Here is a 25,473-nt window from a genome sequence, read left to right as displayed (position 1 = left end):
TGCCCTTGACCCACCAAAGGGCAGTCGCCCTTTGGAAACCCGTTCGTTTTCGGGTGGTTGGGAGCTTGGTTCTTTATTCTCGGGTGTGGATGAAGAGATAGGCCGCCGACAGCATCAGCAGGATGGGAGGGGTGAGGGCTGTGATCGCCGGGTTCAGGTCCAGCAGCAGGCCCAGCCGGTTGGTGATTTCCTGCCCCAGTGAGAACACGATGGCGATCGCGATGCCGATGGCCATGCGATAGCCGAGGCTCTGCGAGCGCGGTGGCCCGAAGACGAAGGGTGCGGCGCAGGCGATCAGCGCGATCATGGCGAATGGCGTGCTGATGCGCGACCATAGTTCCTGCTCGTAGCGCGTGGCCGGCAGATGATGCCGCTTGAGATCGCGAATGTAGCGATACAGGGCGATGGGCGGCACGCTCTCGGGCGGCAGGCTGAGGAAACGGATCTGCCGCGACGACAGGAAGGCATGCCATGTCATGCTGTCCTGGTGGCTCGTGTGGAACTGGTCGGCGACGATGTCCTTGCGTGTGACGTCCGTCAGAACCCAGTTGTCGTCCGCGCCGATCGTGGCGTGGGCCGCATGCAGATAGCGTGTCAGCGCGCCCTGGTCGTCGAAACGGTAGATGTCGATGTCTTCGCCCAGCTTTTCGTTGACGAAGCGGTGGACGCCGAGAAACTGCTGGTCGCCATGAGCCCAGAACGCCGTGTTGTCCGCGGCGTTCACCGCGCCGGAGGTGAGGGCGGTGGCACGCCCCTGCTGCGCCATGTGGCGCGCCGAGGGCACGACGAACTGCCCGACCAGGAACAGCAGGACGATCGTCGGCACGATCAGGCGCAGCACGGCGCCGATGATCTGCATTTCGGAGAGTCCGATCCCTTGCAGGGCCGTAAGCTCGGAATGTTTGGCGAGGCCGCCCAGGCCCAGCAGGCATGCCAGCAGCAGCGCGATGGGCGTGACCTGCATGAAGCGTGCCGGCGCCAGCAGGGCGGTATAGGCGGCGGCGTCGGCCAGGCGATAATGTCCCTGGCCGACGTAGGAGAGCTGGTCGACGAATTCCAGGAGGCTGAACAGGGCCGTGAGCCCCAGTGCGACCAGGACGAAGGCCCGCAGCGTGACGAGCTGGATATAGCGGTCGAAGCGTTTCAGTTTCATGGCGCGTCGGCCCGTCGGGACAGGAGATCGGCGATCTGGCCGCGCAGCATGAAGCCGGTCAGGACCGCCAGCAGGGCGGGCGCCCACCAGATGCCGGGGAACGCGGCCACCATGCCGTGCTGCACCCAGGTGCGGGCGGACGTATAGAGCAGGTAATAGACGAAGAAGATCAGGATCGCGGTCCCCAGCTTGCCGTAGCGGTTCTGCCGGGGGCGCCCGCGTGCCAGCGGCACCGCCAGCATCGCCAGCAATATGGTTGTGAGGGGGGTGGACAGGCGCCACTGGAATTCCGCCACGTCCGCCGGCTGGTGCGAGGCGGCGATGCTCAGGCTGCCGGTGGTCACCGAACTGTCGTCCGGCGCGTCCACCACATGGCGGTTCGGGTCCTGCGTGATTTCGCGCACGGTCATGACCTGGTCATGCGCGCCCGGCCGGGTGGCGATATCGTAGATATGGGCATTCTTCAGCCGCACGTAGAAATCGGTCCGGCCGTTGACGTCGTCGGCTACGGGATAGCCGAGTTCGGCATGGATGATCCTTGTGTCGTTGGGGCGGCGCAACTGGACGAAGATATCCCGTGCCGGGCCGTTGGGCCCCTGGCGCCGGGTGAGGAAGATGACGCGCGCGCCGTTCTGCACGACGTAGAAGGTGCCGGGTTGCATTGCGTCCACATCCAACGTCAGTTCGGCGCTGCGCGAGAGGGCATGCAGGCGCTCGTACGCCCACGGGCGCACGACCAGCGACAGGATGCCGACCCCGATGGCGACGCACCCGGCCAGTGTCATGACATGGCGGAGCAGCATGCCGGGGGTGACGCGCAGGGCATGGAGCGCCGTGATTTCGGAATTGCCGTACAATGTGCCCAGTGCCAGCACGATGGACAGGTACAGCGCCACCGGGACCAGGACTTCCAGGCTGATCAGGAGCTTGAGCACGATCAGTTCCACGATCGTGTTGGTGGACAGCAGCCCGTTGACCGCGTCCGACAGGAAATCGGCGGCGCTGTAGCCGGCGAACAGGGCCATGCACACCACCAGCATGGTTGCCAGTGGCTTCCCGATTTCGCGCAGAAGATAGGTACGAATGATCAAGGTATGAAAACCGTCCGTCGGGGGCATGGATCGCGCCGGGGCGTACAAGTGACTCTCTTCGCCCTGTCACGCGGGACGGGTGCGGTCTGTGCCGCATGGGAACATGCCCGTGACCGATCGAGAATAAAAGAGAGGCCCATTTTCGTCAAACCGCTCGCGGCCCGCCGGCTTCAGGAGCCTGAGGGCGGCAGGATCGGCGACCCTGTGCGGATCAGATGTTGCAGCCAGCGCCAGGATTGGTGCCGGTACTGCCGCCATTGGGGTGTCTTCCAGCGTTCGACCGGATCGGGTGCGGCGGCCAGGCGCTCGGAGATCGCGGTCATGATCCGCGTGGCGCGGGCTTCCCATGTCAGGGTGCGGCTTTCCGCCTGCGCGGCTTCGGCGAGGCGTGCGCACAGGGTGGGGTCGTCGGTCAGTCGTCGCACGGCGTCGGCCAGCGCCTGGGGGGAATCAGGCTGGCAGAGATAGGCATTTTCTTCGTGGCGCAGGATTTCCTGCACGTCCGGCGTCTTTCCGGCCAGGATCGGGCGGCCGGAGGCCAGGTAGAAGAACAGCTTGAGCGGAAGTACCGTCGATCCGAACCGCGTCAGGGGCTGGAGCGACGGTGGGACCAGCAGGATATCGGCCGCCGCGACATACTGGCCCAGGGCCTCGGATGGCTGGAAGGGAACGATCCGCACGTTGGGCAGGAGGCGGGCCTTTTCCTCGATCGGTCCTTCGCCATAGGAACCGACGAGGATGAACAGTCGGTCGGGCAGCAGGCGCGCCGCCTCGATGACGACATCGAGGCCCTTCTTCTGGTTGATCCGGCCCGTATAGACGATCGTCCGGGCGGTTGTGGGAATGGACAGGGCCTGTCGCGCGATGGCCGGGGCGGGGATCGCATCCAGCCGTCCGGGTTCGAAGCCGTTATGGATGCAGCGCAGTTTTGCGGCGGGCACCCCCAGTTCCAGATATTTCCGCCGCGTATAATCCGAGTGGCAGATATGGAGGATGAAGCGCGGGTGGTTCATCAGCCGGTGCAGCCAGCGGCGGAGCGGAGGGATCTGGTCGGGCCACGGGCGATAATGGTCGAAGACCACGCGCTGGCCGAACCGGATGGCCATCCAGGCGATCCACAGATTGCGGGTATAGACCAGATCGGCCTGGCGGAAGGCGCTGCGGCAGACGATGGTCAGGCCGCACATCAGGTGACGCAGGGCGGCCGGGCTGGCCGGTGCCCAGGCGCGCACGATGTCCAGGCCCGTGGCCTCGGCCAGGGTCGCGCAGGAGGCCCGGTCGCGCATGGGAACGTGCAGCCGCGCGCGGGAGGTCAGGCGGGCCAGGTAGCGGGCGGTGGTGATGAAGACTTCGGCGTCGGCCTCGGCGCTGGGGAGCGGATTTTCGAACGCGAACAGGATCTTGATCCCCGCATCCGGGTTTCCGGCATGGCCGTTTTGTCTCAATGGTCGCATCCATCAGGCTTTTGTCCGGGCGCTGGCCCGCCGATGGCGCATATGACCGGGAACGTGGGTGGGTGTCCAGAAGGGAGGCCCGCCGCGCCGGGGAGGGAATGGAACCATGGCAGGCATGGCGCGCTACGAAGACGGGTGGCCGTGTCTTTTTCGGTCCTTGTCTGGTTCGGAGGAAACGGTCATGGCTGATCTGACCGCCATTGAGATCCTGTCGCACCTGACCGCGCTGCGCGCCCAGGTGGCGGGGCTGTATTCGGTCTTGCAGGCGCCCCGGACCGCGCCGGAGCCTGCGCCTTCGCAGGGGGTGGGAGACGGCGAGCGTGTGACGGTTACGCTGAATGTTTCCGTTCTGCGGCGCGTCGAGGATTGGCAGGCGCGGCAGTCGGACCTGCCGAACCGCGCCATCGCGCTGGAACGGATGATCGAGGCTTTTCTCGATCTGGAGGCGTGGGCCCGGCGCCCCGGCGCGGGCACCGAGGGCGCCGGAGCCTGACTCCGGCGCTGTAACCGAAGAGAGGGTTACGGCCAGCCGGTTGCCGGAATGTCGAAATGCTGGATCAGCTCGTGGTCGGGCAGTTGTGCCAGTTCCTTGGGCACGGCCAGGATCAGCTTGTCCTGCGCGACGCCGGTCAGTTCGGCGCGGATGGCGTGCAGGAGATGACCCGGCGCGGCCAGGATGAAGCGGCTGATCGTGCCGTCGGTCACGCCGCGATTCAGCGCCTCGGCGATGGTGGCGGCGAAATGTTCGGTGGGTGCGATGTGGTCGGTCGTGTGCAGCGCATGCCCTTCGTGGCGCAGCAGGCGCGCCGTATGCGCGTCGGCGACGACATACGTCACGGGGTCGATCGTTGTCATGATCTTCTTCTCCCTGTCGAAGACGTCATCATCTTTCACCCGAATGCATGGTCCGGGAAGGGGGATACGCCGTGTGCGTCATCACTTTCCGCGATCCGGCCGGCGATGGCGCAGAATTGCCGGCGGACGGCGCGGGCATGGGGGTTGAGGTGGGCGATGGCGTGGGAGACCTCCGGGGCATCGTTTTGCACCATGGCGGCGGCGGCGCGGATGAGGGCGAAACTGCTGGTGCTGATCCGTTCGGGCATCGGACCCATTTCGGAGAGGATATGGGCCAGCAGATGGGTCAGGCCCTGCGCCATCGCGGCGTCTCGGTCGTGGGCGTCGGGCGTGGTCACGATGACCTCCAGCCCCAGGGTGCGGCGCAGGAACGCGGCGAGGGGGCCTGGCCGGGTGCCGCGTAGCGGGCAGAGCACGATGCGGTGGCCTGCGATGCCGTCGCGCGCGCTCTGCGGGCCGAACAGCGGGTGGGTGGCGATGATGCGGACATGCGCGGGCAGTTCGCGGCACAGGATGTCCGCCGGCAGGATCTTGACCGATCCGACATCGGCGACCAGCGCATGAGGTGGCAGGTGCGGTGCGATGCTGCGCGCCACCGCCTGCATCCGCGTGACCGGAACGGCCAGGATGACGATCGGGCAGCCGGCTGCGCCCTCCAGCGTCGTCGCCGTGACCCCCGGCATGACGGGACCGGGCTGGAGGAGGGGATCGTGGACGCGGATGCGGCAATGGGCAGCCAGATGGGTGGCGATCAGCCGGCCGAAGGCGCCGAAGCCGAACAGGCCGACCAGGGGGAGAGACGCCGGGGCGGGAGAGGAGAGAGACGATCCGTCTGACATGACACTGCTTTCGGGAAGCTGCGTTGCCAGGAGGACTCTCGGAGGTTCGACCGCTGACGACGCAGCGGTTGACCATGATAATACGCCCCCGCCGCTATGAATGCGGCGCGTAATACAGTCCGGAGAGGAAGGACGGGGTGCTCATGCGACGCACCTAAGGGGATTTGGCGGGGCCGGTCAAGGTCGGCGGGGGCTTTGCCGGGGCGGCGACCAGCAGCCATGTCCCGACCACCTGGAGCGGCAGGCCGGCGACCAGCATCACGAATCCTGCCCAGTGCTGATCTTCAAGCGGTGTCAGATCCCATCGGCACAGTACGTCCAGATAGGGGGCGTACAGCACGCGCGGCGCCGTCATCCAGACGACCGCCACCACCGTCATCGGCAGGCTGCCCAGCAGCGCATAGGCTCCGGCCAGCGGGTTGTGCCGGATGAGCCGGCTGTCCGGCATCAACTGCGCCCAGAACAGCAGGCCGGCCAGCAGGTCCAGCAGGCCCAGCGGGGCGCTGAACAGCGCGTTGGCCAGCGAACGGTCGAGGATCGCGGGCAGGCCGGTGGCGATTGCCAGCCCGCCGAACAGGGCCGCCGCCACGCCGGGATCGCGTGCCCAGCCCGCGACATGGGGGGCGCGCCGGTGTGTCGGCATGGGCATGGCGAGCAGCAGGAACGGGGGGACGACCTGGCCCAGTACCATCAGGCCGGCGGTATATTGGGTCATCGAGGCCAGCGGGTCGCGCAGGCCGGTGCAGGAGGCCGCCAGCAGGGCCGTGCCGGCGCCCGCCGCCGCCAGTCGCCAGGATGGACGCTGGTGCCGGGCGGCCAGGAGCAGGATCGCGGAGCCGGCGAGCAGCCCGGCGGCGACCCAGCCGGCCTGGAACAGTGGGCTCCAGCCTCTCATCGGGACAGGACCGCGTGGATGTCGGCGGCCATGGATTCCGGGGCGTTGAGTTGCGTCATGCCGTAGCGCGCGCGCATCTGCCCGTCCGGGCCGACCAGCGTCAGGACCGAATTGTGGTTGATGTGGCCGTCGGTGCCCGTCCAGCCGATGCCCCAGGCGCGGGCCGTGGCGGCCAGTTCGTCCGGGCGGCCGGTCAGGCCGGTGGGAGCGGGCTGGAAATGGGAAAGGTAGGCATGCAGCACGGCGGGCGTGTCGTGGGCCGGGTCCAGCGTGACGAACAGGACGCCCGTTCGCGCCGCGTCGGGGCCCAGCCGGGCGAAGACCTGTTCCAGCGCCGCCAGCACCGTCGGGCAGACATCGGGACAGCGCACATAGCCGAAATAGACCAATGTTGCCCGGCCGCGCAGCGTTGCCGGGTCGAACGGGTGGCCCAGATCGTCGCGCAGGGCGAGGCGCGGGGCCGGGGCCGGCGGGACCGGAGAGCCGAACAGGCTGAAGCCGCCGCTCCAGCCGGCATAGAGGGCCAGCAGCGCCACGATGGCGGCCACCGTGCAGGCGGCACGGCGGAGCGACTGCCGGAGCGGTGGCGCGAGCGCCGTCATGCGTGCCCTACCAGAGAATCCAGCCCGGCGCCCGCGTGACGTGATGCAGGAACGGCCACAGGATGGGAATGTAGGCGGCGATGGTGGCCAGCGCCGTGATGCCGGTCAGCAGCCAGATATGATCCAGCGCGCGGATCAGCGGCGAGGCGGACCGGGCCGGGTTGGGCGGCGAGTCGATGGTGGAACTGGCCGGGCCGCCGAAGGACTGGGCGAAGGGAATGGGCGGCGGGGCCGCGTGCCGGCCGAACAGGAGGGTGCCGAAGAAGACGGCGAAGAAACTGTAGCTGGCCACCCACAGCAGGACGCCGCCGATGGCCACCAGCGCCAGCGGGACCGATGCCGCGCCGTAGAGCGCGTGATAGGTGCCGTGCGGCAGGGCGGAGACCCATGCCCGGCGCGGCACGCCGTACAGGCCCGCCCATGTCATGCCGATGGCGAAGATCGTCATGCCGATGAACCAGACCCAGACGGAGAACAGGGCCAGCCGCCGGCTGATCAGTTGCCGGCCGGTCAGGTGCGGCACCATCCAGAAGCTGATCGCCATGAAGGTCATGGCGGTGACGCTGCCGACGGTGACGTGGAAATGGCCGGGAATGAAGGTGGTGTTGTGGACGATGGCGTTGAGCTGCCAGCTTCCGTTGACGATGCCTGTGGCGCCGCCGAGGATGAAGGTGATGGCCGCGAGGACCTGGGCCGCCACGCTGGGATCGCCCCAGGGCAGGGCGCGGAACCAGCCGAACCAGCCCTTTCCGCCGCGCAGGCGGCCGGCATATTCCAGGCTCAGCCCGATGGTGAAGGCGGTCACCAGGCTGGGGGTCGCCACCGACATGGTCAGCACCACCAGGATGCCGCGCCAGATCGAGGAGAAGCCTGGGTCGGAGAACTGGTGGTGGGTGCCCACGGGCAGTGAAAAGATCATCAGCAGGGCGAAGGTGATCCGCGCCATCGGGTCGGAGACCAGCTTGCCGCCGACCTGGCGCGACAGCAGGCCGTACCAGGAGACATAGGCCGGCATCAGCCAGAAATAGACGATTGGGTGGCCCGTCAGCCAGAACAGCGTGCGGTTGATGATCGGGTCGACGGTGCTGATCAGCCCCAGCGACCAGGGGTCGAGTTGCAGCACCAGTTCGGCCACCACGCCCACGCCGGCCAGCCCCCACATCAGCATGGTGGTGAGCGACATGTACGTGACCAGCGGCGTGATTTCGCCGGGGCGGTGCCGGCGCCACGTCCTGCGCATGTCCATCAGGATCGGTAGCGGCATGGTGCTGCCGAGGGCCAGGAGGGTGATGCCGATATAGAAGAACGGGCTGCCCTTGAGCGGGGGATAGAACGTCCAGAGCACCGACGACGAATTGTCGCCCATCGCATAGAGCACGCACAGCGCGCCCACGGCCATGATCGCGAAACAGGCGCGCCACATCGTGAGATTCGGCGTGACCCCCAGTTCGCGGGCGGGGAGGTAGACCAGCAGCCCGCAGGTGATGAAGAAGGTGAAGACGTAGCCGTTCATCACCCCGTGGATGGTCAGGCCCTGGTAATAGCTTTGCAGCAGCGGGCGCAGGGCGGGATAGGCATCGACCCCGCCGTAATTCAGCGCCTGGAGCGGGCCGATCGTGGCCCCGACCAGCAGGGCCGAGAAGCCCGCGACCAGGAAGGCGAGCATCAGCCGGCGCATGCTGGCGGCGGCGCGATCGGACCCGGTTTGCGGAGGGGCGGACGCGAATGTGTCGGCCGCGATTTCGATGCTCATGGCGTACCTGCCGGATCGACGATGATGCGGGCCACCATGGCGTGGTGGAACATGCCGCAATATTCGTTGCAGATGATGCGGAACAGCCCGGTATGGTGGAACGTGTATTTCACCGTGCCGACCACGCCGGGAACGGCCGTGAGGTTGACCGGCGTGCCCTGGATTTCGAAACCGTGCAGCACGTCGGTGCTGGTGACGTAGAAGGTGATTTCCGCGCCTTCGGGCACATGGATCACGTCCGGCGACCAGTGCCAGGCGCGGCCGACCATGTAGACCGCGTAGGCGTTCGGGCCGGTGCGTACCACCTTGCCGTCCTGGAACGCGGCTTCGCGCGCCGGGGCCTGCGGGTCGGTCGCGTAGGAATGGGTGCCGGTCACCAGGCCGTAATCATGGACGACGTAGAACATCGTCCCGATCGTCAGCAGGACCAGCATCACCAGCACGCCGAAGATCCAGAACCGTTCGTGCCGTTCGGCCGAGGCGTGGAAGGCGGACTCGAGAGGGCTCATGCCCGTATTGTCGTTCATAACCGTTCCTCTCCCGTCACGCGCGATGCAGGAAGATCACCGAGACCAGGACCCAGACCGTCAGCACCGCCACCAGCAGCACGCCGCTGACGACCCAGGTGCCGACGGGCCGGACATCGATCATGGGCGGCGCGCCGCCGTCGTCGCTGTCGTGCTGTGTGGTCGGTGTGTTCATTTCGCGGCTCCCGCGTTCGGTCCCGGCAGGCTTTGCAGATAGGCCGCCACGGCCTGCATGTCGGCGTCGGTCATCGCGTGGGCTTCCGTCGCCATCATCTTGCCCATCGGATCGCGATCCTTGCCCTGGTGCCAGCCTCGCAACTGCTCCAGCAGATAGGGGGCGGACTGGCCGGCCAGATGCGGGGCGAAGGTGCCCATGCCCTGGCCCGCCGGGCCATGGCAGCCTCCGCATGGCATCACGCCGTTGGCCATGACCCCTTTCTCGAAGACCTCCTTGCCGCGCGCGCGCAGACCGTCGCTGGCCGGGTCGTTCTCGGGGGGAGGGGGTTCGGGCAGGCTGGCATAATAGGCCGCGACGTCCTGCATCTGCTTCTGCGTGAGCATCCGCGCGTAGGGCGCCATCCAGCTATTGCTGCGCTTGTCGGCGGCGAAGTAGCCGAGCTGCTGTTCGAGATAGGCGGCCGAGAAGCCTGCCAGGCGCGGTATGCCCACGTCGGGCTGGCCCGCGCCGTTCATCAGATGGCAGGCCGAACAGCCGACATGGCCGGTCAGGACACCCGTTTCCGCGATCGTCCGCCCTGCCGCCGCATCCGGCGTATCGGCCGCGCGGGACGGTTGCGCGGCCAGCAGGACAAACCCAAAGAGCGTCAGTACGCCAGCCCGTCGCCGGCCCGGACGGATGATGCTTCCCGCCGCCTCATGCATGCCTTTCTCCCGTTCGGCTGTCTTGCCGATATGATACGCTATGGGCGCTTGCCGGGGAGCGGGCCTGTCCCGCGCTCCCCCACGTCGCGATGTTCGTGCTTATTGTCCCGCGCGTGCTGTAGCCGGGACTTTCCGCTGTCGGCGATGGCCTGTCACGGGGGCGCCGCCGATCCGGAGATCCGACCTGTCGCAGAATTGAGACAGGATCGGACGAGCACGGCGGGGAAATCCGAAATATCGAGGCAGGATTATGGGCGCTTTCATCGTGGCGGCCATAATCTCTGAAACGTGATTATAGTCAATCCGTATCGATATCGCCGGGAAGAAAAGCGCCGTCCGGGCGTTTTTGCATCGCACCATGATGTTCGGGCCGTGTTGTTGTCCGGGCCGGCCCGGACTTGTCGCAGTTTTGCGACAGTCCAATGGCTCCATGCCCTTTCGGTGACGTGACAGAAACGACTGAACCGGCAAATGCTGGGAGGCCTGACACATAAGAACGACAACGTGCAGGTGGAGCATCGTCATGAACGGTTTTGCCTGGGGCAATTGAAGGATCCCGCAGCCGGACCCGCCGTTGGAGCGTTCCGCTTCCGCCGGGCGGCGTTCCGGCCGGTCGGGCGCGACCTTCGGTTGCTGAAAGCAGGTACCGCCGGCCTGACGATCCTTACCGGATAGAGTGTTGCGGGAGATCCAAGATGAAGTTCGCTTACCGTACCAGTGTCACCCGGCAGCCCCTGCGCAGGGCGGTGCTGGCTCTGCCGGTCGCACTGGCCTGTGCGACCGCGCTGACGGTTTCATCCCCCGTGCGGGCGGAAGGGCCGGCCGGGCCATACCAGCCCGTGACGAACGAGCGGCTGGCCCATGCGGCGCAGGGTGATGGCTGGCTGATGTACCGGCATGATTATTCCAGCACGGGATACTCGGTCCTCGATGGGATCAATACGGGCAATGTCGCCCGGCTCAAACCCGTCTGGGATTACGAGACGGGGTCGAAGAGCGGGCATGAGGCGCCGCCGATCGTCAATGGCGACTATATGTTCATCACCACGCCGAAGAACGGGCTTCTGGCCTTTCAGGCCAGTACCGGCAAGCTGCTGTGGAAATATCAGCGCGACCTGTCCGACGTGGGGCTGAAGACGATCTGCTGCGACGTGGTGAACCGGGGCGTCGCGCTGTACGGCAACAATGTCTACATGGCCACGCTGGACAATCATGTGCTGGCGCTGGATGCCACGACCGGCAAGGTGGTCTGGGACCAGGCGCTGGAGGCGCCGGACCTGGGCTATGCGATGACGCTGGCACCGCTGGTGGTCAAGGGCCATGTCATCGTCGGCGTCTCGGGTGGCGAGTATGGCGCACGGGGTTTCATCGCATCGCTGGATGCCACGACCGGCAAGCAGGTCTGGCGGCAATCGACCATTCCCGCACCGGGCGAGCCGGGTGGCGATACCTGGCCCAAGGGCGCGTACAAGACCGGCGGCGGCGCGACCTGGCTGACCGGCAGCTATGACCCGCAGACCGACTCGCTGATCTGGGGCGTGGGGAATCCGGGGCCGTGGCTGGCGGTGCTGCGGCCGGGCGACAACCTCTATACCGACAGCGTGATCGCGCTGAACCCGGCGACCGGCAAGATCAAGTGGCATTACCAGTACACGCCGAACGATACGTGGGATTATGACGGCACGAACGAGCCGGTGCTGACCGACCTGACCTATCAGGGCAAGGCCTACAAGGCGCTGGTCAGCGCCAGCCGCAATGGCTGGTTCTATGCCGTCGACCGGACGAATGGGAAACTGATCTATGCCGAAAAATTCGCGCACGCGACATCGGTTTCCGGATTCAAGGACGGCAGGCCGATCACGGACCCCGCCATGCGGCCGGATGTGGACAAGGAGGTCTTTACCTGCCCCAGCTTCCTGGGCGGCAAGAACTGGTGGCCCATCGCCGTCGATCCGCAGACCCATTTCGCCTATGTGCCGACCCTGCACACCTGCATGAAGATGAAGGGGGCCGCTGTTTCGTACAAGGCGGGCCTGCCGTTCCTCGGCGAGACGTTTACCGTCATGCGCGATCCGGAACATCCTGATGACTGGGGCTCGGTGCAGGCCATCGACCTGAATTCCGGCAAGCAGGCCTGGTCGTTCGAATCCGCGCTGCCGTGGAATGGCGGCATGCTGGCGACTGCGGGCGGGGTCGTCTTCTCGGGCAGCGCCGACGGATACCTGTATGGCTTCGATGCGAAAACGGGTTCCGTACTCTGGAAAAGTCCGAAAATGTCGTCGGGTGTGATTGGCGTGCCCAGCACCTGGAAGGTCGGCGACAGGCAATATGTGGGTGTTTATGCCGGCTGGGGCGGCGGCGTGCCGATCTGGGGTGGAGACATGGCGAAGGACCCGCGTGTCCGCTCCATTCCGCTGGGCGGCCATCTGTATGTCTTTGCGCTGTAAGGAGGACCGCATGCGCCAAAATATTGCCAGCCTGTCGCGTCGCGCCCTGGTCTGCGCTGTCGCGATCGGTGCTCTGGTGGCTGCTCGGCCGGCCGGGGCGACCGTCTCGGTCTGTATCGATTCCTCCAATCCGGCTCGTACGATGGATCGCCGGGTCGTCCAGGCCGTTGCGCGTCAGCAGGGTACCGATGCCGCGATCTATACGTTCGACGGCAGCGGAAAAGGGGACGACGATGGATTCGACGTCAAGACATTCAGCACGCTCGCGGCCTCGCGCTGCGCGCTGGTGCTGGGCTTTCCCGTGGATGCCCAGCATGGCGCGGTGCCTGAGGGGGTGCGGGCCACGGCGCCCTATGCGCGGATGGGATTCGTGCTGGTGACGCCACGCGGCCATGAGGCGGAAACGCTGGCGGCGCTGCCGAATGGAACGGATGTGGCGGTGACCTACCTGACGGCGCCGAACCTGTATTTCGTGAAGCATCCCAACGTGCAGGCCGATATCTATCCGACGGACGCGCAGACGATTGCCAGCGTGGTGCATCATACGAACCGGGCGGCGATGGTGTGGCGCGCCAGTGCCGTGGCCTATCTGCCCGGCGGGGACAAGGCGCGCGATTATTGCATCCATGCGCTGAACGAGCCCCATGCGGCCTGGGATGTGGTGGCGTTGTATGGGCCGCAGGGTGCGGCGGCGGCGGCTTCGTTCCAGAAGAGTGTCGAGGCGCTGCGGCGTTCCGGCCAACTGGCGGCCCTGTTGAGCCCGTATGCGACGTCACCGGCCAATCCGATCGTATTGGCGGCGGCGGATGTGCCGGCGGCCCCGGCGGCCGCGGCCGCTCCGGCTGCCGGTGGGGAGAAGCCCGCGCTCTTTACGGCGGCGCAGGCCGATGCGGGCAAGAAAGCCTATGCCGACAATTGCGCGCAATGCCACGGCGACAATCTGGAAGGGATGGCCGGTCCGGCGCTCAAGGGCAAGCATTTCGCCTCGCCCAAGGCGAATTTCCATGTTGGCGATATCTTCACCATCGTGTCGCAGAACATGCCGGCGACCCAGCCGGCCAGCCTGCCGCATGATGTCTATGTGGATATCATGGCGTTTCTGCTCCAGCAGAACGGCATGCCCGCCGGTTCGACCGCGTTGACGTTCGACGGCGCCAAATCGTCGACCGTGCCGCTGGTGTATACCGGCGAGTAACGGCGCAGCGGCGGCATGGCCAGGCTCCGCAAGGGGTCTGGCCGCATCGGCGCCGGGCGCGGAGGGACCGCGTGCCCTCCAAGACGTTACCGGAACATATACAGTTTTGTCATGTTTGGTGGTTCGCGCCTTAGATGGACGCTCTATAATAAAAACAAGAAACGATGGAGTTTGTCAGATGTCGGCAAGACATTGGGCGCATGTGGGTTTGACGGCCGTTCTGGCCGCTGGCGGCGTATCCATGCTGTCGGCTCGGTGCGCCCGAGCTGACGATTACAGTGATCTTCTTGATATTCTTCGGGCCAAGGGTGCGTTGACGCAGGTTGAATATTCGACCCTGCTGGCCAAACATCGGCATCATGCGGCGGAACCGGCTTCGGCCGAGGCGCCGCGACGGGGGCGGGGCGCCGCGCGTCATGGCGGGGTCGTAACGGCCGACGCCGCCGATGGCGCGGCAATGCCGGCGGTGCTGGCCGCGCAGCGGGCCGCCGACAGCGCGGCAGCGAGTGCCCGTGCCGCCGAAGCCTCGATGCTGGCGGCCCGCAGCACGATCGACAGCCCCAGTGTGGTCCGGGTTGCACCCTATGTTTCCGGCAAGGGGCTGACCTTCAAGGCCGGGCCGATCGATATCAATTTCTCCGGGTTCGTCAACGGGTTCTATAGCTACAACATGCCTGGCCACGGGTTGCCGGTGGCGGGGGGACTGTCGAGCGGCGGGAGCGGGTTCGATTCGTCGGCGGTGCGCAACGGCCTGTTGCCGGCGGGCTTCGTTCTGAAACTGTCCACGACGCAATCGGGGATCGACATGTCGGCGGTGCTGGGGCTGTATCCCGGCCTCAACAATGCCAATCCAGGTGCCTTCAACGCCAATTCCGGTGGGAGTCCGGTCGGGCTGGGGACGGCGGGTATCGACCTTCGTCAGGTCTATCTGACGGCGGGAACCAAGAGTTTCGGTACCGTCAAGCTTGGTCGCGACCTGGCGCTGTTCGGCTCCGATGCCATCCTGGAAGATGCGACGCTGCTCAGTGTCGGCTCCACGGGCAGCAATACCGCGCCGGCCAATACCTCGCTGGGGCGTATCGGCCTGGGATATGTCTATGCCGACTGGATTCCGCAGATTTCCTATGCCTCGCCGGTCATTGCCGGCTTCCAGGGGTCGGTTGGCGTCTTCCAGCCGCTGGATGCCTACAATTTTGCCGGTGGCCGCCTGTCCGCGGTATCGACGCAGCATAGTTCGCCGATGGTGCAGGGGAAGCTCACCTATACGTTCAAGGTCGGTGATCTGACGACAAAGCTCTGGTCCAGCTTCCTGATCCAGCATCAGCAGGGCCTGACGAGCACCATATTGGAGGAGGCCGAGCGGCGGGGCGCCATGGCCGAGGCTGGCGAAATCGGTGCCAAGCTGACCTATGGTTCGGCTCAGGCGGTGGTTTATTACTATCGCGGCAGCGGCCTCGGCACGACGGGCCTGTTCTTCGACGGGATCGCGCAGAACGGACGCAAGCGTGATTCGGAAGGCTATTACGTTCAGGGCGCGTATAACTTCACCAAGCGCTTCAAGCTGGTGGGGAGTTATGGCGTCAGCAATCTCTACCTGGCGGCGGGCGATACCGCGACAGGACTGGTGCGGCGCAATCAGTCCGAGATCGGCGCGGCTTATTACGACCTGACGGACTGGCTGAAGCTGGTGGCCGAATATGCGCATACCCAGGCGGCGGCGCATAACGGCAACTCTGCCAACGACAATACCGTTTCGGGCGGTGCGATCCTGTTCTTCTGAGAGGTTTTTGTCCGGGGGCAATGGAGCCCCCGGATTATTTCGAACGGCTTTATGCAGGTCATCGCGCCGAGACGATGGCCCGGACGCATGAACGTCTTTTTGCTTCTTTTTCGTAACGCCAAAGAAGCGTTCAGACCTTACGGCATTCGTCTGACGCCATCCATGGTGCCTCCCGCCTGTGTGGCGATGGCCAGGCGGATCAGGTCGACGGTACGGGCGACGCCCAGTTTGGTCTTGATCATGCCGGCGGTGTTGGCGACCGTCTTGTAACTGACGCCCAAAGTTGCCGCGATGTCGGACAGGCTGCGTCCTTCGCCCAGAAACCGCATGATATCCAGGTCGCGTGCTGTCAGGCGCCCGAAATCGCGGCCCAGAACGTCGCGATGTTCGTTCAGCATCGCGGCGATTCCGGCTTCGACGTAGCATTGTCCGGCCATGGCCTGACGGATGGCGTCCAGCAGGTCGTCGGCGCCGATCGTCTTCGAGACATAGCCTGTGGCCCCGGCATCCAGTGCGCGGCGGGCGTAGATCGGATCGGCGTGCATGCTCAGGACCAGCACGCGCAGGCCGGCGTCATGCAGGCGGGGCAGCAGCCACAGGCCGCCGGCGCCGGGGAGGCCGAGATCCAGCACCACGAGGTCCGGCTGTGTGTGCAAGGCGAGATCGTGGGCGGTCGGGGTGTCGGCGGCTTCGAGGATCGTGGCACCCAGGGCTGATGACAGCAATTGTCCCAGGCCGGCGCGCACCACCGTATGGTCGTCCACCAGCAGGATTTTCATGCGTCGTGCGCCTCCGGCGCCATGGTGCGGGGGGTGGGGGCCGGCACCGGGTGGGTGTCGGGATCGGGAAGGGTGGCGGTGACCGTCCAGCCGTGGTCGTGCGTGATGACGAGATGGCCGCCGAGGTCCGCGAGGCGGCGGCGCATGCCGGCGAGACCGAAGCCCGGTGTGCCGATGGCGGTCGTGCCGTTGTCATGGATCGAGAGGATGATCCGGCCTTCGTTGCGCGTGGCTTTCAGGGCGATGTGGGAGGGGTGTCCGTGGCGTGCGGCGTTGCAGACAGCCTCCTGAGCGACGTGGAACAGGGCCGCGCGGGTTACATCGTCCAGCGTGGCGAGTGTCGGGTCGCATGAGACCGTGAAAATGATGTCTGGTGCTATCGTGTTCCAGAACAGGGCGATCCCGTCGAGGGCTTCGGGCAGGCCGCCGCCGGGTGTGGTGTGCAGTCGCTTCAGGATGGCGCGCAGGGTGCGCTGGATGGAACGGGTGGCGTCCTGTATCGCACTGATCTGGGCGGGGATGGCGTTGTGGCGGCCCTCGGTGGCGGAACGGGCGAGGGTGGCGGCGAAGGTCGTGATTCCGAACAGCAGGGGGCCGACTTCGTCATGCAGGTCGCGCGCGATTTCGGCGCGTTCTTCCTCCGCGACGCGGGTGAGCTGGTCCTGGAGATGGCGGTTTTGCGCGGTTGCGGTGCGGAGTGCGCGCGCCATGCGATTGAAGGAGGCGGCTTGCCCGGCGATGTCGGCCGGGCCGGTTTCGGGGAGGTTCACCGTTTCGTCGCCTGCCGCGATGCGGGCATAGGCCTGGGACAATGTTGCAAGAGGACGCAGGCCGCGCACCACGATGACACAGCATGATCCGGCGATCAGCAGGACCACCAGTGTGATGGTGGCGATCTGTACCCGGAATTCTCCCCAGCGTTCGGCGGCTTCGTTGGTCGCATCGGCTTGCAGGTGCACTTGCCATCCGGCCGGGAAGCCGGTGGGGGAGAGCGTTATCGGGGCCATGGCCGGTGCGGTGGCGCGTAGGAACCAGGCGGGAGGGCGGGGACCTGTGGCCAGCTGGGATCGGTGTCGGAGACGCCCGGCCTGATCGGTTATTCGCGCCTGGATATGGCGGTTGCCGTCGAAACTGTCGCACAATTCCGCCGGCCAGGAGGCGGTGGACGCGGCTGGCGGGGGCGGCGTCGCGGCGATGTCGGCTTGAGCATTCGCCAGGGCGGCGGCGAGTTCCACCCGGATCGAGCGGGTTGCCTGCCACGCGGCGAGGCCGGAACCGGCCGTAAAGCCGATCGTGGCCGCTGCCGCGAGGGCGAGCAGCAGGCGCCCCAGCAGGCCCAGGCGCGTGGCGAAGGGCCGTGACGAGAAAAATCCCGTCCGGAACGGATTGTTTCTGCGGCGGTCGGGAAAATATCCCATCGACTTCCCTGGTTCCGTTCGGTCTGATGAACCGCGTGGCATGCCAATCAAAAGAGAAGAATAAACGCATGTTTGAAAAAATGACCGGGCGGAGGGCCATCTATCTGGCGTCCGCCGCATTGTGCTTTCTGCCCGCCCGCGCGGTGCTGGCGCAGACGGTGCCGGCGACGGCCGCGGATGGTGTGTCGGCCGGCGTACAGCCGGAAGACATTACCGTGATCGGTACCTCGCCCTTGCCCGGTTCGGGCATCGACCGCGACCGGCTGCCGGCGGCGACCGCCATCGTGACCGCGCATGACCTGCAACTGACCGGTACCGCTGACCTGCTGCATGCGCTGGATAGCCGCCTGGCGGGTGTCAGCCTCAATCTGGCCGCAGGGAATCCCTTTCAGCCCACCATCGTCATGAACGGATTTCAGGCATCGCCGTTGCAGGGCACGTCGCAGGGTATCGCGGTGTATCTCGATGGTGTGCGTTTCAACCAAGCCTTCGGCGATACGGTGAACTGGGACCTGATCCCGGATCTGGCGATCGAGCGGGTGGCGGTCGAGGGATCGAACCCCGTCTTCGGCCTGAATGCCCTGGGCGGGGCGCTGAATGTGCGAATGAAGAATGCTTTCAACACCCCGGCCGGCGGCGAGGCCGATCTTTCGGGCGGGTCGTTCGGACGGATCGTGGCGCAGGGCGATTATGCCGCGCGTCGGGGGAACTGGGGGGTGTATGTCGCCGGCCGGGAAGTGCATGAGGATGGCTGGCGGGACCTGCAAAGCACGGACATCCAGAGCCTGTATGCCGACCTTGGCTGGAAAGGGCTGGCGACCGAGGTGCATGGCAGCCTCGATCTGGCCAATTCGGTATTGAACGGCCCCGGAACGTCGCCGGTGGAACTGCTGCGCGCCGACCCCAGGGCGCAGTTCACCGCGCCCAATCAGATGGCGAACAAATTCATCCAGTTCGCGGTGAATGGCCGGCACAGCTTTACCGACACGCTCTCGGTGCAGGGGCAGGTGCATTACGATTATTTCCAGCAGCGGGTGAACAACGGCAACGCGCCCAACGATGCGCCGTGCGACGATGGATCGGGCCTGATGTGCACCGACGATGGCGATCCTTCGACCACGCGGGGCGGGGCGACGATTCCTGACTTTCTGGATGGGGGGGCGTATTCCGAACTGGATCTTCAGACGACGAACACCAACGGCTATGGCGTGTCGATGCAGGAGACCGAGGACCATTCGGTGTTCGGCCTGCGCAATCATGAAGTCGCGGGCGTCAGTTTCGACGGTGCGCAGACGATGTTCACCGGCTCTGCCGTGCTGGGGGGGCTGACCCCGGTGACGCGGGAATATTATGGCCCTGGCTATGTGATCGACGAACCGGGGGAGACCGTACCGGTACGGGTCCGGGTGAATGATGCGTATGTCGGCGTGTTCGCGACCGATACGATCGATCTGACACCGCGCCTCTCGCTGACCGGCTCGATGCGCTACAATTTCGCGCAGATCAATCTGGCCGACCAGAATGGTGGGGATTTGAGCGGCCACCATGCTTATTCGGCGGTCAATCCGGGGGGCGGCATCAGCTATCGCCTGACGCATTGGGCCACGATCTATGGCGGCTATGCCGAGGCGAACCGTGCGCCGACGCCGGCCGAACTCTCGTGCGCCGGGCCGGAGAATGCGTGCAGCCTGGCCAATTTCTTCGTCGGCGATCCCGAACTGAAGCAGGTGCGGGCGCATACGTTCGAGGCCGGCCTGCGGGGCGGATTCACGATCGGGACCGCCGGGCGGCTGAGCTACGATCTGGGGCTGTTCCGTACCGATGCCGACAACGACATCGTGTTCATCAACAGCGAGACGCTGAACCGTGCGTTTTTCGCCAATATCGGCGCGACCCGCCGTCAGGGCGGCAAGGTGCATCTGGCCTGGCAGGCGGATGGCTGGTCGGCCTGGCTGAACTATACCCATACCGATGCGACCTATCGCAGCGGCTTCGTCGAGGATGCGGGCAGCAACCCGGCCGGCGATGATGACGGCGACATTACCGTGCGCCGGGGCAACCGTCTGCCGGGGATTCCGCTGGACAAGCTGACCGGTGGGGTGGATGTGCGTGTTACCCCGATCTGGACCGTCGGTGGCGATTTTCTCTTGCAGGGCGGGCAGTATCTGTTTGGCGACGAAGCCAACCTGACGCCGCGCCTGCCGGGGTTCTTCGTGCTGAACCTGCATACGTCGGTCCAGGTGACGCGCTCGCTGCAATTGTTCGGCAGCATCTCGAATGTTACCGATCGGAATTACTACACGTTCGGCACGTTCTCGCCGACCGGTTCGGTCTATCTGGCGCAGGCGCCGGGGGCGACCAATCCGCGCAGCTACAGCCCCGCCGCGCCGATCGGCGGGTTTGGCGGCGTGCGCGTGACGTTCTGAGAACCCGATGGGTAATCCAGGCCGGGTGCCTGTCGGCACCCGGCTGACCCGTTGGGGGCGGGCGCTCAGAAGAACCCCAGTTTCTTCGGGGCGTAGCTGACCAGCAGGTTTTTGGTCTGCTGGTAATGGTCGAGCATCATGCGGTGGTTTTCCCGCCCGATGCCCGATTGCTTGTATCCGCCGAAAGCGGCGTGGGCCGGGTAGGCGTGGTAGCAGTTGGTCCAGACGCGGCCCGCTTTGATGGCCCGCCCGACGCGGTAGGCGCGGGTGCCGTCGCGGGTCCAGATGCCCGCACCCAGGCCGAACAGCGTGTCGTTGGCCAGTTTGACCGCCTCGGCATCGTCGCGGAAGGTGGTGACGGAGACGACGGGGCCGAAGATCTCTTCCTGGAAGATCCGCATCCGGTTGTCGCCCCTGAAGACGGTGGGCTGGATGTAGCAGCCGTTCGACAGTGCGTCGCCCACGTCGGCCCGGCTGCCGCCGGTCAGCAACTGGGCGCCTTCCTGCCGCCCGATATCGATATAGGACAGGATCTTGTTCATCTGGTCGACCGATGCCTGGGCGCCGACCATCGTCGCCAGGTCCAGCGGATTGCCCTGCCTGATCGCGGCGACCCGGCGCAGCGCGCGTTCCATGAAGCGGTCATAGATGGATTCGTGGATCAGGGCGCGAGACGGGCAGGTGCAGACCTCGCCCTGGTTGAAGGCGAACAGGACGAAGCCTTCGATTGCCTTGTCGAGAAAATCGTCATCTTCGGCGGCGATGTCGGAAAAGAAGACGTTGGGGGATTTGCCGCCCAGTTCCAGCGTGGCGGGAATCAGATTGTCGGCGGCGGCGTGGGCGATCATCTTGCCGGTCGGGGTCGATCCGGTGAAGGCGATCTTGGCGATCCGGCTGTTGGAGGCCAGCGCCGTGCCGGCTTCCCGTCCGAAGCCGTTGACGATGTTGAGCACGCCGGCCGGCAGGATGTCGGCGATCAGTTCGGCCAGGACCATGATCGAGGCCGGGGTCTGTTCGGCTGGCTTCATTACCACGCAATTGCCCGCCGCTAGGGCCGGCGCCAGTTTCCAGGCGGCCATCAGCAGGGGGAAGTTCCAGGGGATGATCTGGCCGACCACGCCCAGCGGTTCGTGGAAATGATAGGCGACGGTATCGTGGTCGATTTCCGACAGCGAACCTTCCTGCGCGCGGATGCAGGAGGCGAAATAGCGGAAATGGTCGACGCAGAGGGGGAGGTCGGCGTTGAGCGTCTCACGCAGCGGCTTGCCGTTGTCCCAGCTTTCGGCACGGGCCAGCAGTTCGAGATTCTCGTCGATGCGGTCGGCGATGCGGTTGAGCAGCAGTGCGCGCTGGGCCGCGCTGGTCTCGCCCCACGCATCGCGCGCGGCGTGGGCGGCGTCGAGTGCCCGCTCGACATCCTCGGCCTTGGAACGGGCGACCTTGCACAGGATGCGCCCGTCGACCGGTGACGGATCGTCGAAATACTCCCCGTCGAAAGGGGGCACCCAACGGCCGCCGATGAAATTGTCGTACTGCGCCTTGAACGGTGACGACATGTCGATTCGATGGCTTTCCAGCGAGTCCATGGTCATTCTCCTTCTTGGTCGCCGCGGATGGAGCGCGGTCGACATTCGAAAGAGTGGCGATGGGGACTGGATTTGTCAGCCGGCGGGGATGGGTATGACGCCTGATCTGTCGCAGTTCCGCGACAGTGGCGGGGCCTCAGTGGGCTTCGTGACGTTTCAGCCGGCGATGCAGCGTGGCACGGCTGACGCCCAGTTCCCGCGCTGCCGCCGAGATGTTCCCGTTGCAGCGTTTCAGCACCCTTTGCAGGGCGGCGTGGGCAGCGCGTGCGGGATCTTCGTGGCCGGTATCCGACAGCAGGTCAGGGAGCGTCATGGGTTTGTCGGGGCGGAGGCCGAACAGGGCGCGGGCGGCCTTGTTGGTGCCGACGATCACCTCGTTTTCATCGACCGCCAGCAGGGCCTGTGCCTCGTTGCCCAGCGAGATGATGCGGTGGTCGGCGAAAGCCTCGCCGAACAGCCTGGTTTCGATGCGGCGGGCGGCGTCTTCGACCACCAGGGCCAGAAAGGAGAGTGTCGCCGTGTCGCAGTCTTCGCGGCATGAGGAAATGTCGATCCCGCCGATCGGACTGCCCGAGGGATCGTGGATCGGCGCCATGGTGCAACTGAGCCCGGCGTTACGGGAGAAGAAATGCTGGTCGCGATGGATCGTCAGCACCCGGTCTTCGGCGAGGCAGGTACCGATGCCGTTGGTGCCTTCATGGGCTTCGTCCCATACGGCGCCGAGATTGAGGCCCCAGGAACTGAATATCTCTTCGTCGGCGGCCAGGCATCTCTGTTCCAGCGCGATGCCGCGCGCGTCGCTGAGCAGCATGCAGAAGCCGCCGCGCCGGACCGCCGAGGTCAGCCGGTCGAGAACGGGCTGGGCCGCATGCAGGAGCAGCGCGCTGCGTTCGCGTGCCTCGCGATAGCCTGGGGCATCCAGACGGTGGGGGGGAGCGTTATGATTCGGGCTTAGGCCGTAATGACGCAGCGAGCGTGACCAGGAGGCCGCGAGCGCCGAGCGGCCGGACGCGGATTCGTCCCTCAGCATGCTATAGACGCGATCCGCGTGGTGAATGCTCACTGAAGCGTGATGATTGTCGAGTGATCTTGTTTTCGTCACTCTTGGCCTCTGCATTTTGGGCATATGTGTTATGCCCATACGATAATCCTGATACGATCGGCCGGGCAATCATGTCGTGTTCACAAATGCGCGGGATCCTGGAGGGAGGAATCTGTCCTGGACCCGCGCTGGAAACCCGCGCGGCTGAATGCGGTTGAATGGCCGTAATGGTGGGAAGGTTACGATGTCCATACGTGAACATGACCATTCCGGGCCTCGGCGGCCGATGCCGACGCCCTCACCTGGACCGTATGATCCGGATGAGCCGATCCCTGGCGAGGTGCCGGACGAGGGACCGTTTGAACCCGACGATGATGACGAAGGACCGGTTTTGTAATCGTGCCGACTCCGGGGGCGTTCGGGCGGCCCGTCACGACCCGTTTGGCAATGTGCCCTGTTGGGAAATATGCGTTGCCAGGAAGGTCGTTAGATCATGCGGATGCCGACGATCGTGAGCACGGTGGCCAGAACCGTGCGCTGGATGCTTTCGCGGACCATGCCGACGAAGAGGCTGCCCAGAATGATGCCCGGGATCGAGCCGACCAGCAGGGACAGCAGCATGCCGCCATTGACCGAGCCAAGGAGCCAGTGGCCCAGACCGGCAACCAGGGTCAGCGGCACCGCATGCGCGATATCGGCCGCGACGATCCGCGCCGTCGACAGTCTGGGATACAGGACCAGCAGGACCGTGACGCCGATGGCGCCCGCGCCGACCGATGACAGTGAGACCAGAAGGCCGAGCAGTGCCCCGACGGCGATGGTCAGGATATGGGTCCGGCGGTCGGACAGGCTGGCGGAGAAACCGGCCAGACGTTGCATGATGGCGGCGCGAAACAGAATGCAGGGAGCCGTCAGCAGCAGGGCGACGCCCAGGCTGCGGGTAATGAGGTGGGTGGTGATCAGGGACGGCGCACCCATGGTGTGCAGCACGATGAGGGCCAGGGCGGAGGCGGGTATGCTGCCGCTGGCCAGGCGGCGGACCACTTTCCAGTCCACCCCGCCGGAGAAACCATGCACGCCCGTGCCGACCGCCTTGGTGATCGCGGCGTAAAGCAGGTCGGTGCCCACCGCCGTCTGGGGATGTACGCCGAACAGCAGGATCAGGAGCGGCGTCATCAGAGATCCGCCGCCGACGCCGGTCAGACCCACCAGAAACCCGACGCCCAGACCGGACAGCGCATATAACGGTTGGATCGTGTCAATAAAACTCATTACGGGAATTCCGGCGGGTTAAAAACCATCATGTACGGTCGATATGCGACAAACAGGTCGGCCCTCGAAGTCAGACGCATCATAATGCGGTATTTATTTTAATCAACGATCCAATGTGGTGATAAAATTTGCGGCCTCGATCCGATATCGTCGGCATCGCGGCCTGTTCGTTCTATTGTTTCGATGTCATTCTTATTCGCGGCCTGACGGATGGGAGCCGATGCCGCCGGAGGGCGACCGGCACGCCGAGGCCGTATCGTGCCGGCGCGGAGGGGCGCGTGATCATTCTTCTGCCGTTTCTGGTGTTGTGCGGGCTGTTGGCCTCGGTCTTCTTCATCGGCGCGGATCTGCCTGCCAATGCTCCGTCATGGGATGGTGCGATGGCCTGCGGCTTCATCGCCTATGTGTTGGTGGCCTTCCTGTTTTTCCTGACGGGGCGCCCGCTGCGGTTTCCTTTCAATGACGGCAAGTTTTTTACCGTTGCGCATCGCCTGCTCGGGTGCGTCGCGGGTGGGTTCATCGTTCTGCATGTCGGCCTGTCGCTGTGGGCCGAACCATTGACGGGTCGCTACCTTCTGCCGGGTGGTCCGGGCTACATGCTGGCGGGCCTTGCGGGGTTGCCGCTGGCCGCTTTGGCCATCGGTCCGTCCTTTCATGCCCTGCGCGGTCGGATCTGGCGGAAAGCGGCACGCTTTCGTCAGGCGCATGGGCTGATGGCAGTCGTCCTGCTCGGCACGGCCAGCTTTCATATCACGGGGGCTCGCCTGCATGTGCGGGCAAGGGAGCAGATGATCGCGCTGTCGGTGATCGCCGCCTGCTGCGCCGCCCTGCCGTGGGTGGGCCGCTATGGCAGGTTGCCCCGGCCTGCCGGGCATCGGCGCCGTCATACCGCGCCTGTCGCCGTTCGGCTGGCAATGGTGGTTGGCGGTGTCTCGCTGGGTGTCTGCGTTCTCTATGGCGTGCGTCTCAGCCAGTGGCTGGCGCCATGAAGGAGTGGCTCCCTGTCTGGGTACTGGCCGCGATTCTTGGCCTCGGGGGCGGCGTGGCATGGTGGTGTGGGTCGGGCATCAGCCACGCGATGCCGATCCCGGTCGTGTTCATGCATCGCGACCACGCGGCCTATAATTGTGTGCAGTGCCATCATGACGTGCTGGAGCCCGCGCTGGCTTCCGCCCCCGACCGGACATGCATCGGTTGTCACCGGACGCGGCCGGATCAGGCGGCCCTGGCATTGTCGACATTTCATGATTTCTGTGAGGGTTGCCATCTGGCGCGTCGTCGCGAGCATGGCACGGCTGGCCCTGTTCGGTTGTGCCGCGGTTGCCACCGGCCGCCGCAGGGCAGGAAGGGGCAGGATATCTTCTGAAGCGCCGGATTTCGGCGGGCCGCTAAACGGCCGGGTGGTTTGCTTCCCCTCCCTTTGCATCGGCAGGACGTACACAACGCGCCCCGACCTGTCCTGTCCTGTCGGCGCCGA

The 25,473-nt window shown here is 65.6% G+C and carries 23 protein-coding genes; 7 read left to right on the top strand and 16 right to left on the bottom strand.

Translation table 11 applies throughout. The annotated features are described in order from the left end of the window. Nucleotides 1-73 precede the first annotated feature (73 nt). From lptG to HLH25_RS01330, 3 genes are all read right to left on the bottom strand, one after another. The gene (lptG, locus tag HLH25_RS01340; protein ID WP_246400828.1) at nucleotides 74-1,153 is read right to left on the bottom strand and encodes an LPS export ABC transporter permease LptG; all 1,080 of its coding nucleotides are present in this window, start codon (nucleotides 1,151-1,153) and stop codon (nucleotides 74-76) included. After that, nucleotides 1,150-2,244, bottom strand: a complete 1,095-nt coding sequence (gene lptF, locus HLH25_RS01335; protein WP_182972331.1) for an LPS export ABC transporter permease LptF — start codon at nucleotides 2,242-2,244, stop codon at nucleotides 1,150-1,152. Before lptF ends, lptG begins: the two co-directional genes overlap by 4 nt. Before the next feature lie 170 nt (nucleotides 2,245-2,414). Further along, the gene (locus tag HLH25_RS01330) at nucleotides 2,415-3,689 is read right to left on the bottom strand and encodes a glycosyltransferase family 4 protein (protein ID WP_246400826.1); all 1,275 of its coding nucleotides are present in this window, start codon (nucleotides 3,687-3,689) and stop codon (nucleotides 2,415-2,417) included. 190 nt (nucleotides 3,690-3,879) lie between these two features. Here HLH25_RS01330 and HLH25_RS01325 point away from each other — a divergent pair, with 190 nt between their 5' ends. Further along, a complete protein-coding gene (locus HLH25_RS01325) occupies nucleotides 3,880-4,191 on the top strand; it encodes a hypothetical protein (protein ID WP_182972329.1) in 312 nt (103 codons plus the stop codon). 26 nt (nucleotides 4,192-4,217) lie between these two features. Here the strand turns inward: HLH25_RS01325 and HLH25_RS01320 are convergent, their stop codons facing one another. The 8 genes from HLH25_RS01320 to HLH25_RS01285 all read right to left on the bottom strand — a co-directional run bounded on the left by HLH25_RS01320 (nucleotide 4,218) and on the right by HLH25_RS01285 (nucleotide 10,051). Next, entirely contained in the window at nucleotides 4,218-4,553 is a 336-nt protein-coding gene (locus HLH25_RS01320) for a host attachment protein (RefSeq protein ID WP_182972328.1), read from the bottom strand. A 35-nt stretch (nucleotides 4,554-4,588) separates the two neighbouring features. Then, nucleotides 4,589-5,392: a prephenate dehydrogenase/arogenate dehydrogenase family protein gene (locus HLH25_RS01315; RefSeq protein ID WP_182972327.1), complete on the bottom strand. Its 804-nt coding sequence runs from the start codon at nucleotides 5,390-5,392 to the stop codon at nucleotides 4,589-4,591. 154 nt (nucleotides 5,393-5,546) lie between these two features. Further along, nucleotides 5,547-6,287, bottom strand: a complete 741-nt coding sequence (locus HLH25_RS01310; protein ID WP_182972326.1) for a cytochrome c oxidase assembly protein — start codon at nucleotides 6,285-6,287, stop codon at nucleotides 5,547-5,549. Beyond that, nucleotides 6,284-6,889, bottom strand: coding sequence for an SCO family protein (locus HLH25_RS01305; RefSeq protein ID WP_182972325.1), 606 nt, complete (start codon nucleotides 6,887-6,889; stop codon nucleotides 6,284-6,286). Before HLH25_RS01305 ends, HLH25_RS01310 begins: the two co-directional genes overlap by 4 nt. Nucleotides 6,890-6,896: 7 nt before the next feature. Continuing rightward, nucleotides 6,897-8,642, bottom strand: coding sequence for a cbb3-type cytochrome c oxidase subunit I (locus HLH25_RS01300; protein WP_246400824.1), 1,746 nt, complete (start codon nucleotides 8,640-8,642; stop codon nucleotides 6,897-6,899). After that, a complete protein-coding gene (locus HLH25_RS01295) occupies nucleotides 8,639-9,169 on the bottom strand; it encodes a cupredoxin domain-containing protein (protein ID WP_182972324.1) in 531 nt (176 codons plus the stop codon). The genes HLH25_RS01300 and HLH25_RS01295 overlap by 4 nt, the downstream gene beginning before the upstream one ends. A 16-nt stretch (nucleotides 9,170-9,185) precedes the next feature. Beyond that, nucleotides 9,186-9,344, bottom strand: coding sequence for a hypothetical protein (locus HLH25_RS01290; RefSeq protein ID WP_182972323.1), 159 nt, complete (start codon nucleotides 9,342-9,344; stop codon nucleotides 9,186-9,188). Then, entirely contained in the window at nucleotides 9,341-10,051 is a 711-nt protein-coding gene (locus HLH25_RS01285; protein ID WP_182972322.1) for a c-type cytochrome, read from the bottom strand. The genes HLH25_RS01290 and HLH25_RS01285 overlap by 4 nt, the downstream gene beginning before the upstream one ends. A gap of 695 nt (nucleotides 10,052-10,746) precedes the next feature. On the opposite strand from HLH25_RS01285, the gene HLH25_RS01280 reads away from it, so the two are divergent. The 3 genes from HLH25_RS01280 to HLH25_RS01270 all read left to right on the top strand — a co-directional run bounded on the left by HLH25_RS01280 (nucleotide 10,747) and on the right by HLH25_RS01270 (nucleotide 15,473). Further along, nucleotides 10,747-12,498 (top strand): methanol/ethanol family PQQ-dependent dehydrogenase, encoded by a 1,752-nt coding sequence (locus HLH25_RS01280; protein WP_182972321.1) that lies wholly within the window; start codon nucleotides 10,747-10,749, stop codon nucleotides 12,496-12,498. Between the two features lie 10 nt (nucleotides 12,499-12,508). Beyond that, nucleotides 12,509-13,693, top strand: a complete 1,185-nt coding sequence (locus HLH25_RS20120) for a c-type cytochrome (protein WP_182972320.1) — start codon at nucleotides 12,509-12,511, stop codon at nucleotides 13,691-13,693. 178 nt (nucleotides 13,694-13,871) lie between these two features. Next, on the top strand, nucleotides 13,872-15,473 hold the full coding sequence (locus HLH25_RS01270) for a porin (protein ID WP_182972319.1): 1,602 nt from the start codon (nucleotides 13,872-13,874) through the stop codon (nucleotides 15,471-15,473). Nucleotides 15,474-15,610: 137 nt separating this feature from the next. Here the strand turns inward: HLH25_RS01270 and HLH25_RS01265 are convergent, their stop codons facing one another. Both HLH25_RS01265 and HLH25_RS01260 read right to left on the bottom strand, forming a co-directional pair. Then, nucleotides 15,611-16,252 (bottom strand): response regulator transcription factor, encoded by a 642-nt coding sequence (locus tag HLH25_RS01265; protein WP_182972318.1) that lies wholly within the window; start codon nucleotides 16,250-16,252, stop codon nucleotides 15,611-15,613. After that, on the bottom strand, nucleotides 16,249-17,670 hold the full coding sequence (locus HLH25_RS01260; RefSeq protein ID WP_182972317.1) for a sensor histidine kinase: 1,422 nt from the start codon (nucleotides 17,668-17,670) through the stop codon (nucleotides 16,249-16,251). Before HLH25_RS01260 ends, HLH25_RS01265 begins: the two co-directional genes overlap by 4 nt. Nucleotides 17,671-17,738: 68 nt before the next feature. Between HLH25_RS01260 and HLH25_RS01255 the strand changes: the two genes are divergently transcribed. After that, on the top strand, nucleotides 17,739-20,096 hold the full coding sequence (locus tag HLH25_RS01255; protein ID WP_182972316.1) for a TonB-dependent receptor: 2,358 nt from the start codon (nucleotides 17,739-17,741) through the stop codon (nucleotides 20,094-20,096). Between the two features lie 65 nt (nucleotides 20,097-20,161). Here the strand turns inward: HLH25_RS01255 and exaC are convergent, their stop codons facing one another. The 3 genes from exaC to HLH25_RS01240 form a co-directional block, all read right to left on the bottom strand. Beyond that, nucleotides 20,162-21,682: an acetaldehyde dehydrogenase ExaC gene (exaC, locus tag HLH25_RS01250; RefSeq protein WP_182972315.1), complete on the bottom strand. Its 1,521-nt coding sequence runs from the start codon at nucleotides 21,680-21,682 to the stop codon at nucleotides 20,162-20,164. A gap of 136 nt (nucleotides 21,683-21,818) precedes the next feature. After that, the gene (locus HLH25_RS01245) at nucleotides 21,819-22,712 is read right to left on the bottom strand and encodes a helix-turn-helix domain-containing protein (protein ID WP_246400822.1); all 894 of its coding nucleotides are present in this window, start codon (nucleotides 22,710-22,712) and stop codon (nucleotides 21,819-21,821) included. Nucleotides 22,713-23,210: 498 nt separating this feature from the next. Next, nucleotides 23,211-23,996: a sulfite exporter TauE/SafE family protein gene (locus tag HLH25_RS01240; protein WP_182972313.1), complete on the bottom strand. Its 786-nt coding sequence runs from the start codon at nucleotides 23,994-23,996 to the stop codon at nucleotides 23,211-23,213. Between the two features lie 278 nt (nucleotides 23,997-24,274). On the opposite strand from HLH25_RS01240, the gene HLH25_RS01235 reads away from it, so the two are divergent. Next, on the top strand, nucleotides 24,275-24,985 hold the full coding sequence (locus tag HLH25_RS01235) for a ferric reductase-like transmembrane domain-containing protein (RefSeq protein WP_182972312.1): 711 nt from the start codon (nucleotides 24,275-24,277) through the stop codon (nucleotides 24,983-24,985). Next, nucleotides 24,982-25,362, top strand: a complete 381-nt coding sequence (locus HLH25_RS01230; RefSeq protein ID WP_182972311.1) for a cytochrome c3 family protein — start codon at nucleotides 24,982-24,984, stop codon at nucleotides 25,360-25,362. The genes HLH25_RS01235 and HLH25_RS01230 overlap by 4 nt, the downstream gene beginning before the upstream one ends. The last annotated feature ends 111 nt before the right edge of the window (nucleotides 25,363-25,473 follow it).

This window comes from Gluconacetobacter dulcium (assembly GCF_014174165.1).
Classification (GTDB): Bacteria; Pseudomonadota; Alphaproteobacteria; order Acetobacterales; family Acetobacteraceae; genus Gluconacetobacter; species Gluconacetobacter dulcium.
This window is presented reverse-complemented; position numbering and strand designations above follow the sequence as displayed.

What these genes read in the sequence shown, in the direction of transcription:
- HLH25_RS01295 (WP_182972324.1), bottom strand. Translation starts at nt 9,169, where the DNA reads ATGAACGACAATACGGGCATGAGCCCTCTCGAGTCCGCCTTCCACGCC.
- lptG (WP_246400828.1), bottom strand. Translation starts at nt 1,153, where the DNA reads ATGAAACTGAAACGCTTCGACCGCTATATCCAGCTCGTCACGCTGCGG.
- HLH25_RS01270 (WP_182972319.1), top strand. Translation starts at nt 13,872, where the DNA reads ATGTCGGCAAGACATTGGGCGCATGTGGGTTTGACGGCCGTTCTGGCC.
- HLH25_RS01255 (WP_182972316.1), top strand. Translation starts at nt 17,739, where the DNA reads ATGTTTGAAAAAATGACCGGGCGGAGGGCCATCTATCTGGCGTCCGCC.
- HLH25_RS20120 (WP_182972320.1), top strand. Translation starts at nt 12,509, where the DNA reads ATGCGCCAAAATATTGCCAGCCTGTCGCGTCGCGCCCTGGTCTGCGCT.
- HLH25_RS01300 (WP_246400824.1), bottom strand. Translation starts at nt 8,642, where the DNA reads ATGAGCATCGAAATCGCGGCCGACACATTCGCGTCCGCCCCTCCGCAA.
- HLH25_RS01260 (WP_182972317.1), bottom strand. Translation starts at nt 17,670, where the DNA reads ATGGGATATTTTCCCGACCGCCGCAGAAACAATCCGTTCCGGACGGGA.
- HLH25_RS01245 (WP_246400822.1), bottom strand. Translation starts at nt 22,712, where the DNA reads ATGCTGAGGGACGAATCCGCGTCCGGCCGCTCGGCGCTCGCGGCCTCC.
- HLH25_RS01320 (WP_182972328.1), bottom strand. Translation starts at nt 4,553, where the DNA reads ATGACAACGATCGACCCCGTGACGTATGTCGTCGCCGACGCGCATACG.
- HLH25_RS01310 (WP_182972326.1), bottom strand. Translation starts at nt 6,287, where the DNA reads ATGAGAGGCTGGAGCCCACTGTTCCAGGCCGGCTGGGTCGCCGCCGGG.
- HLH25_RS01325 (WP_182972329.1), top strand. Translation starts at nt 3,880, where the DNA reads ATGGCTGATCTGACCGCCATTGAGATCCTGTCGCACCTGACCGCGCTG.
- HLH25_RS01280 (WP_182972321.1), top strand. Translation starts at nt 10,747, where the DNA reads ATGAAGTTCGCTTACCGTACCAGTGTCACCCGGCAGCCCCTGCGCAGG.
- HLH25_RS01285 (WP_182972322.1), bottom strand. Translation starts at nt 10,051, where the DNA reads ATGCATGAGGCGGCGGGAAGCATCATCCGTCCGGGCCGGCGACGGGCT.
- HLH25_RS01240 (WP_182972313.1), bottom strand. Translation starts at nt 23,996, where the DNA reads ATGAGTTTTATTGACACGATCCAACCGTTATATGCGCTGTCCGGTCTG.
- HLH25_RS01290 (WP_182972323.1), bottom strand. Translation starts at nt 9,344, where the DNA reads ATGAACACACCGACCACACAGCACGACAGCGACGACGGCGGCGCGCCG.
- HLH25_RS01230 (WP_182972311.1), top strand. Translation starts at nt 24,982, where the DNA reads ATGAAGGAGTGGCTCCCTGTCTGGGTACTGGCCGCGATTCTTGGCCTC.
- HLH25_RS01315 (WP_182972327.1), bottom strand. Translation starts at nt 5,392, where the DNA reads ATGTCAGACGGATCGTCTCTCTCCTCTCCCGCCCCGGCGTCTCTCCCC.
- exaC (WP_182972315.1), bottom strand. Translation starts at nt 21,682, where the DNA reads ATGGACTCGCTGGAAAGCCATCGAATCGACATGTCGTCACCGTTCAAG.
- HLH25_RS01265 (WP_182972318.1), bottom strand. Translation starts at nt 16,252, where the DNA reads ATGAAAATCCTGCTGGTGGACGACCATACGGTGGTGCGCGCCGGCCTG.
- HLH25_RS01305 (WP_182972325.1), bottom strand. Translation starts at nt 6,889, where the DNA reads ATGACGGCGCTCGCGCCACCGCTCCGGCAGTCGCTCCGCCGTGCCGCC.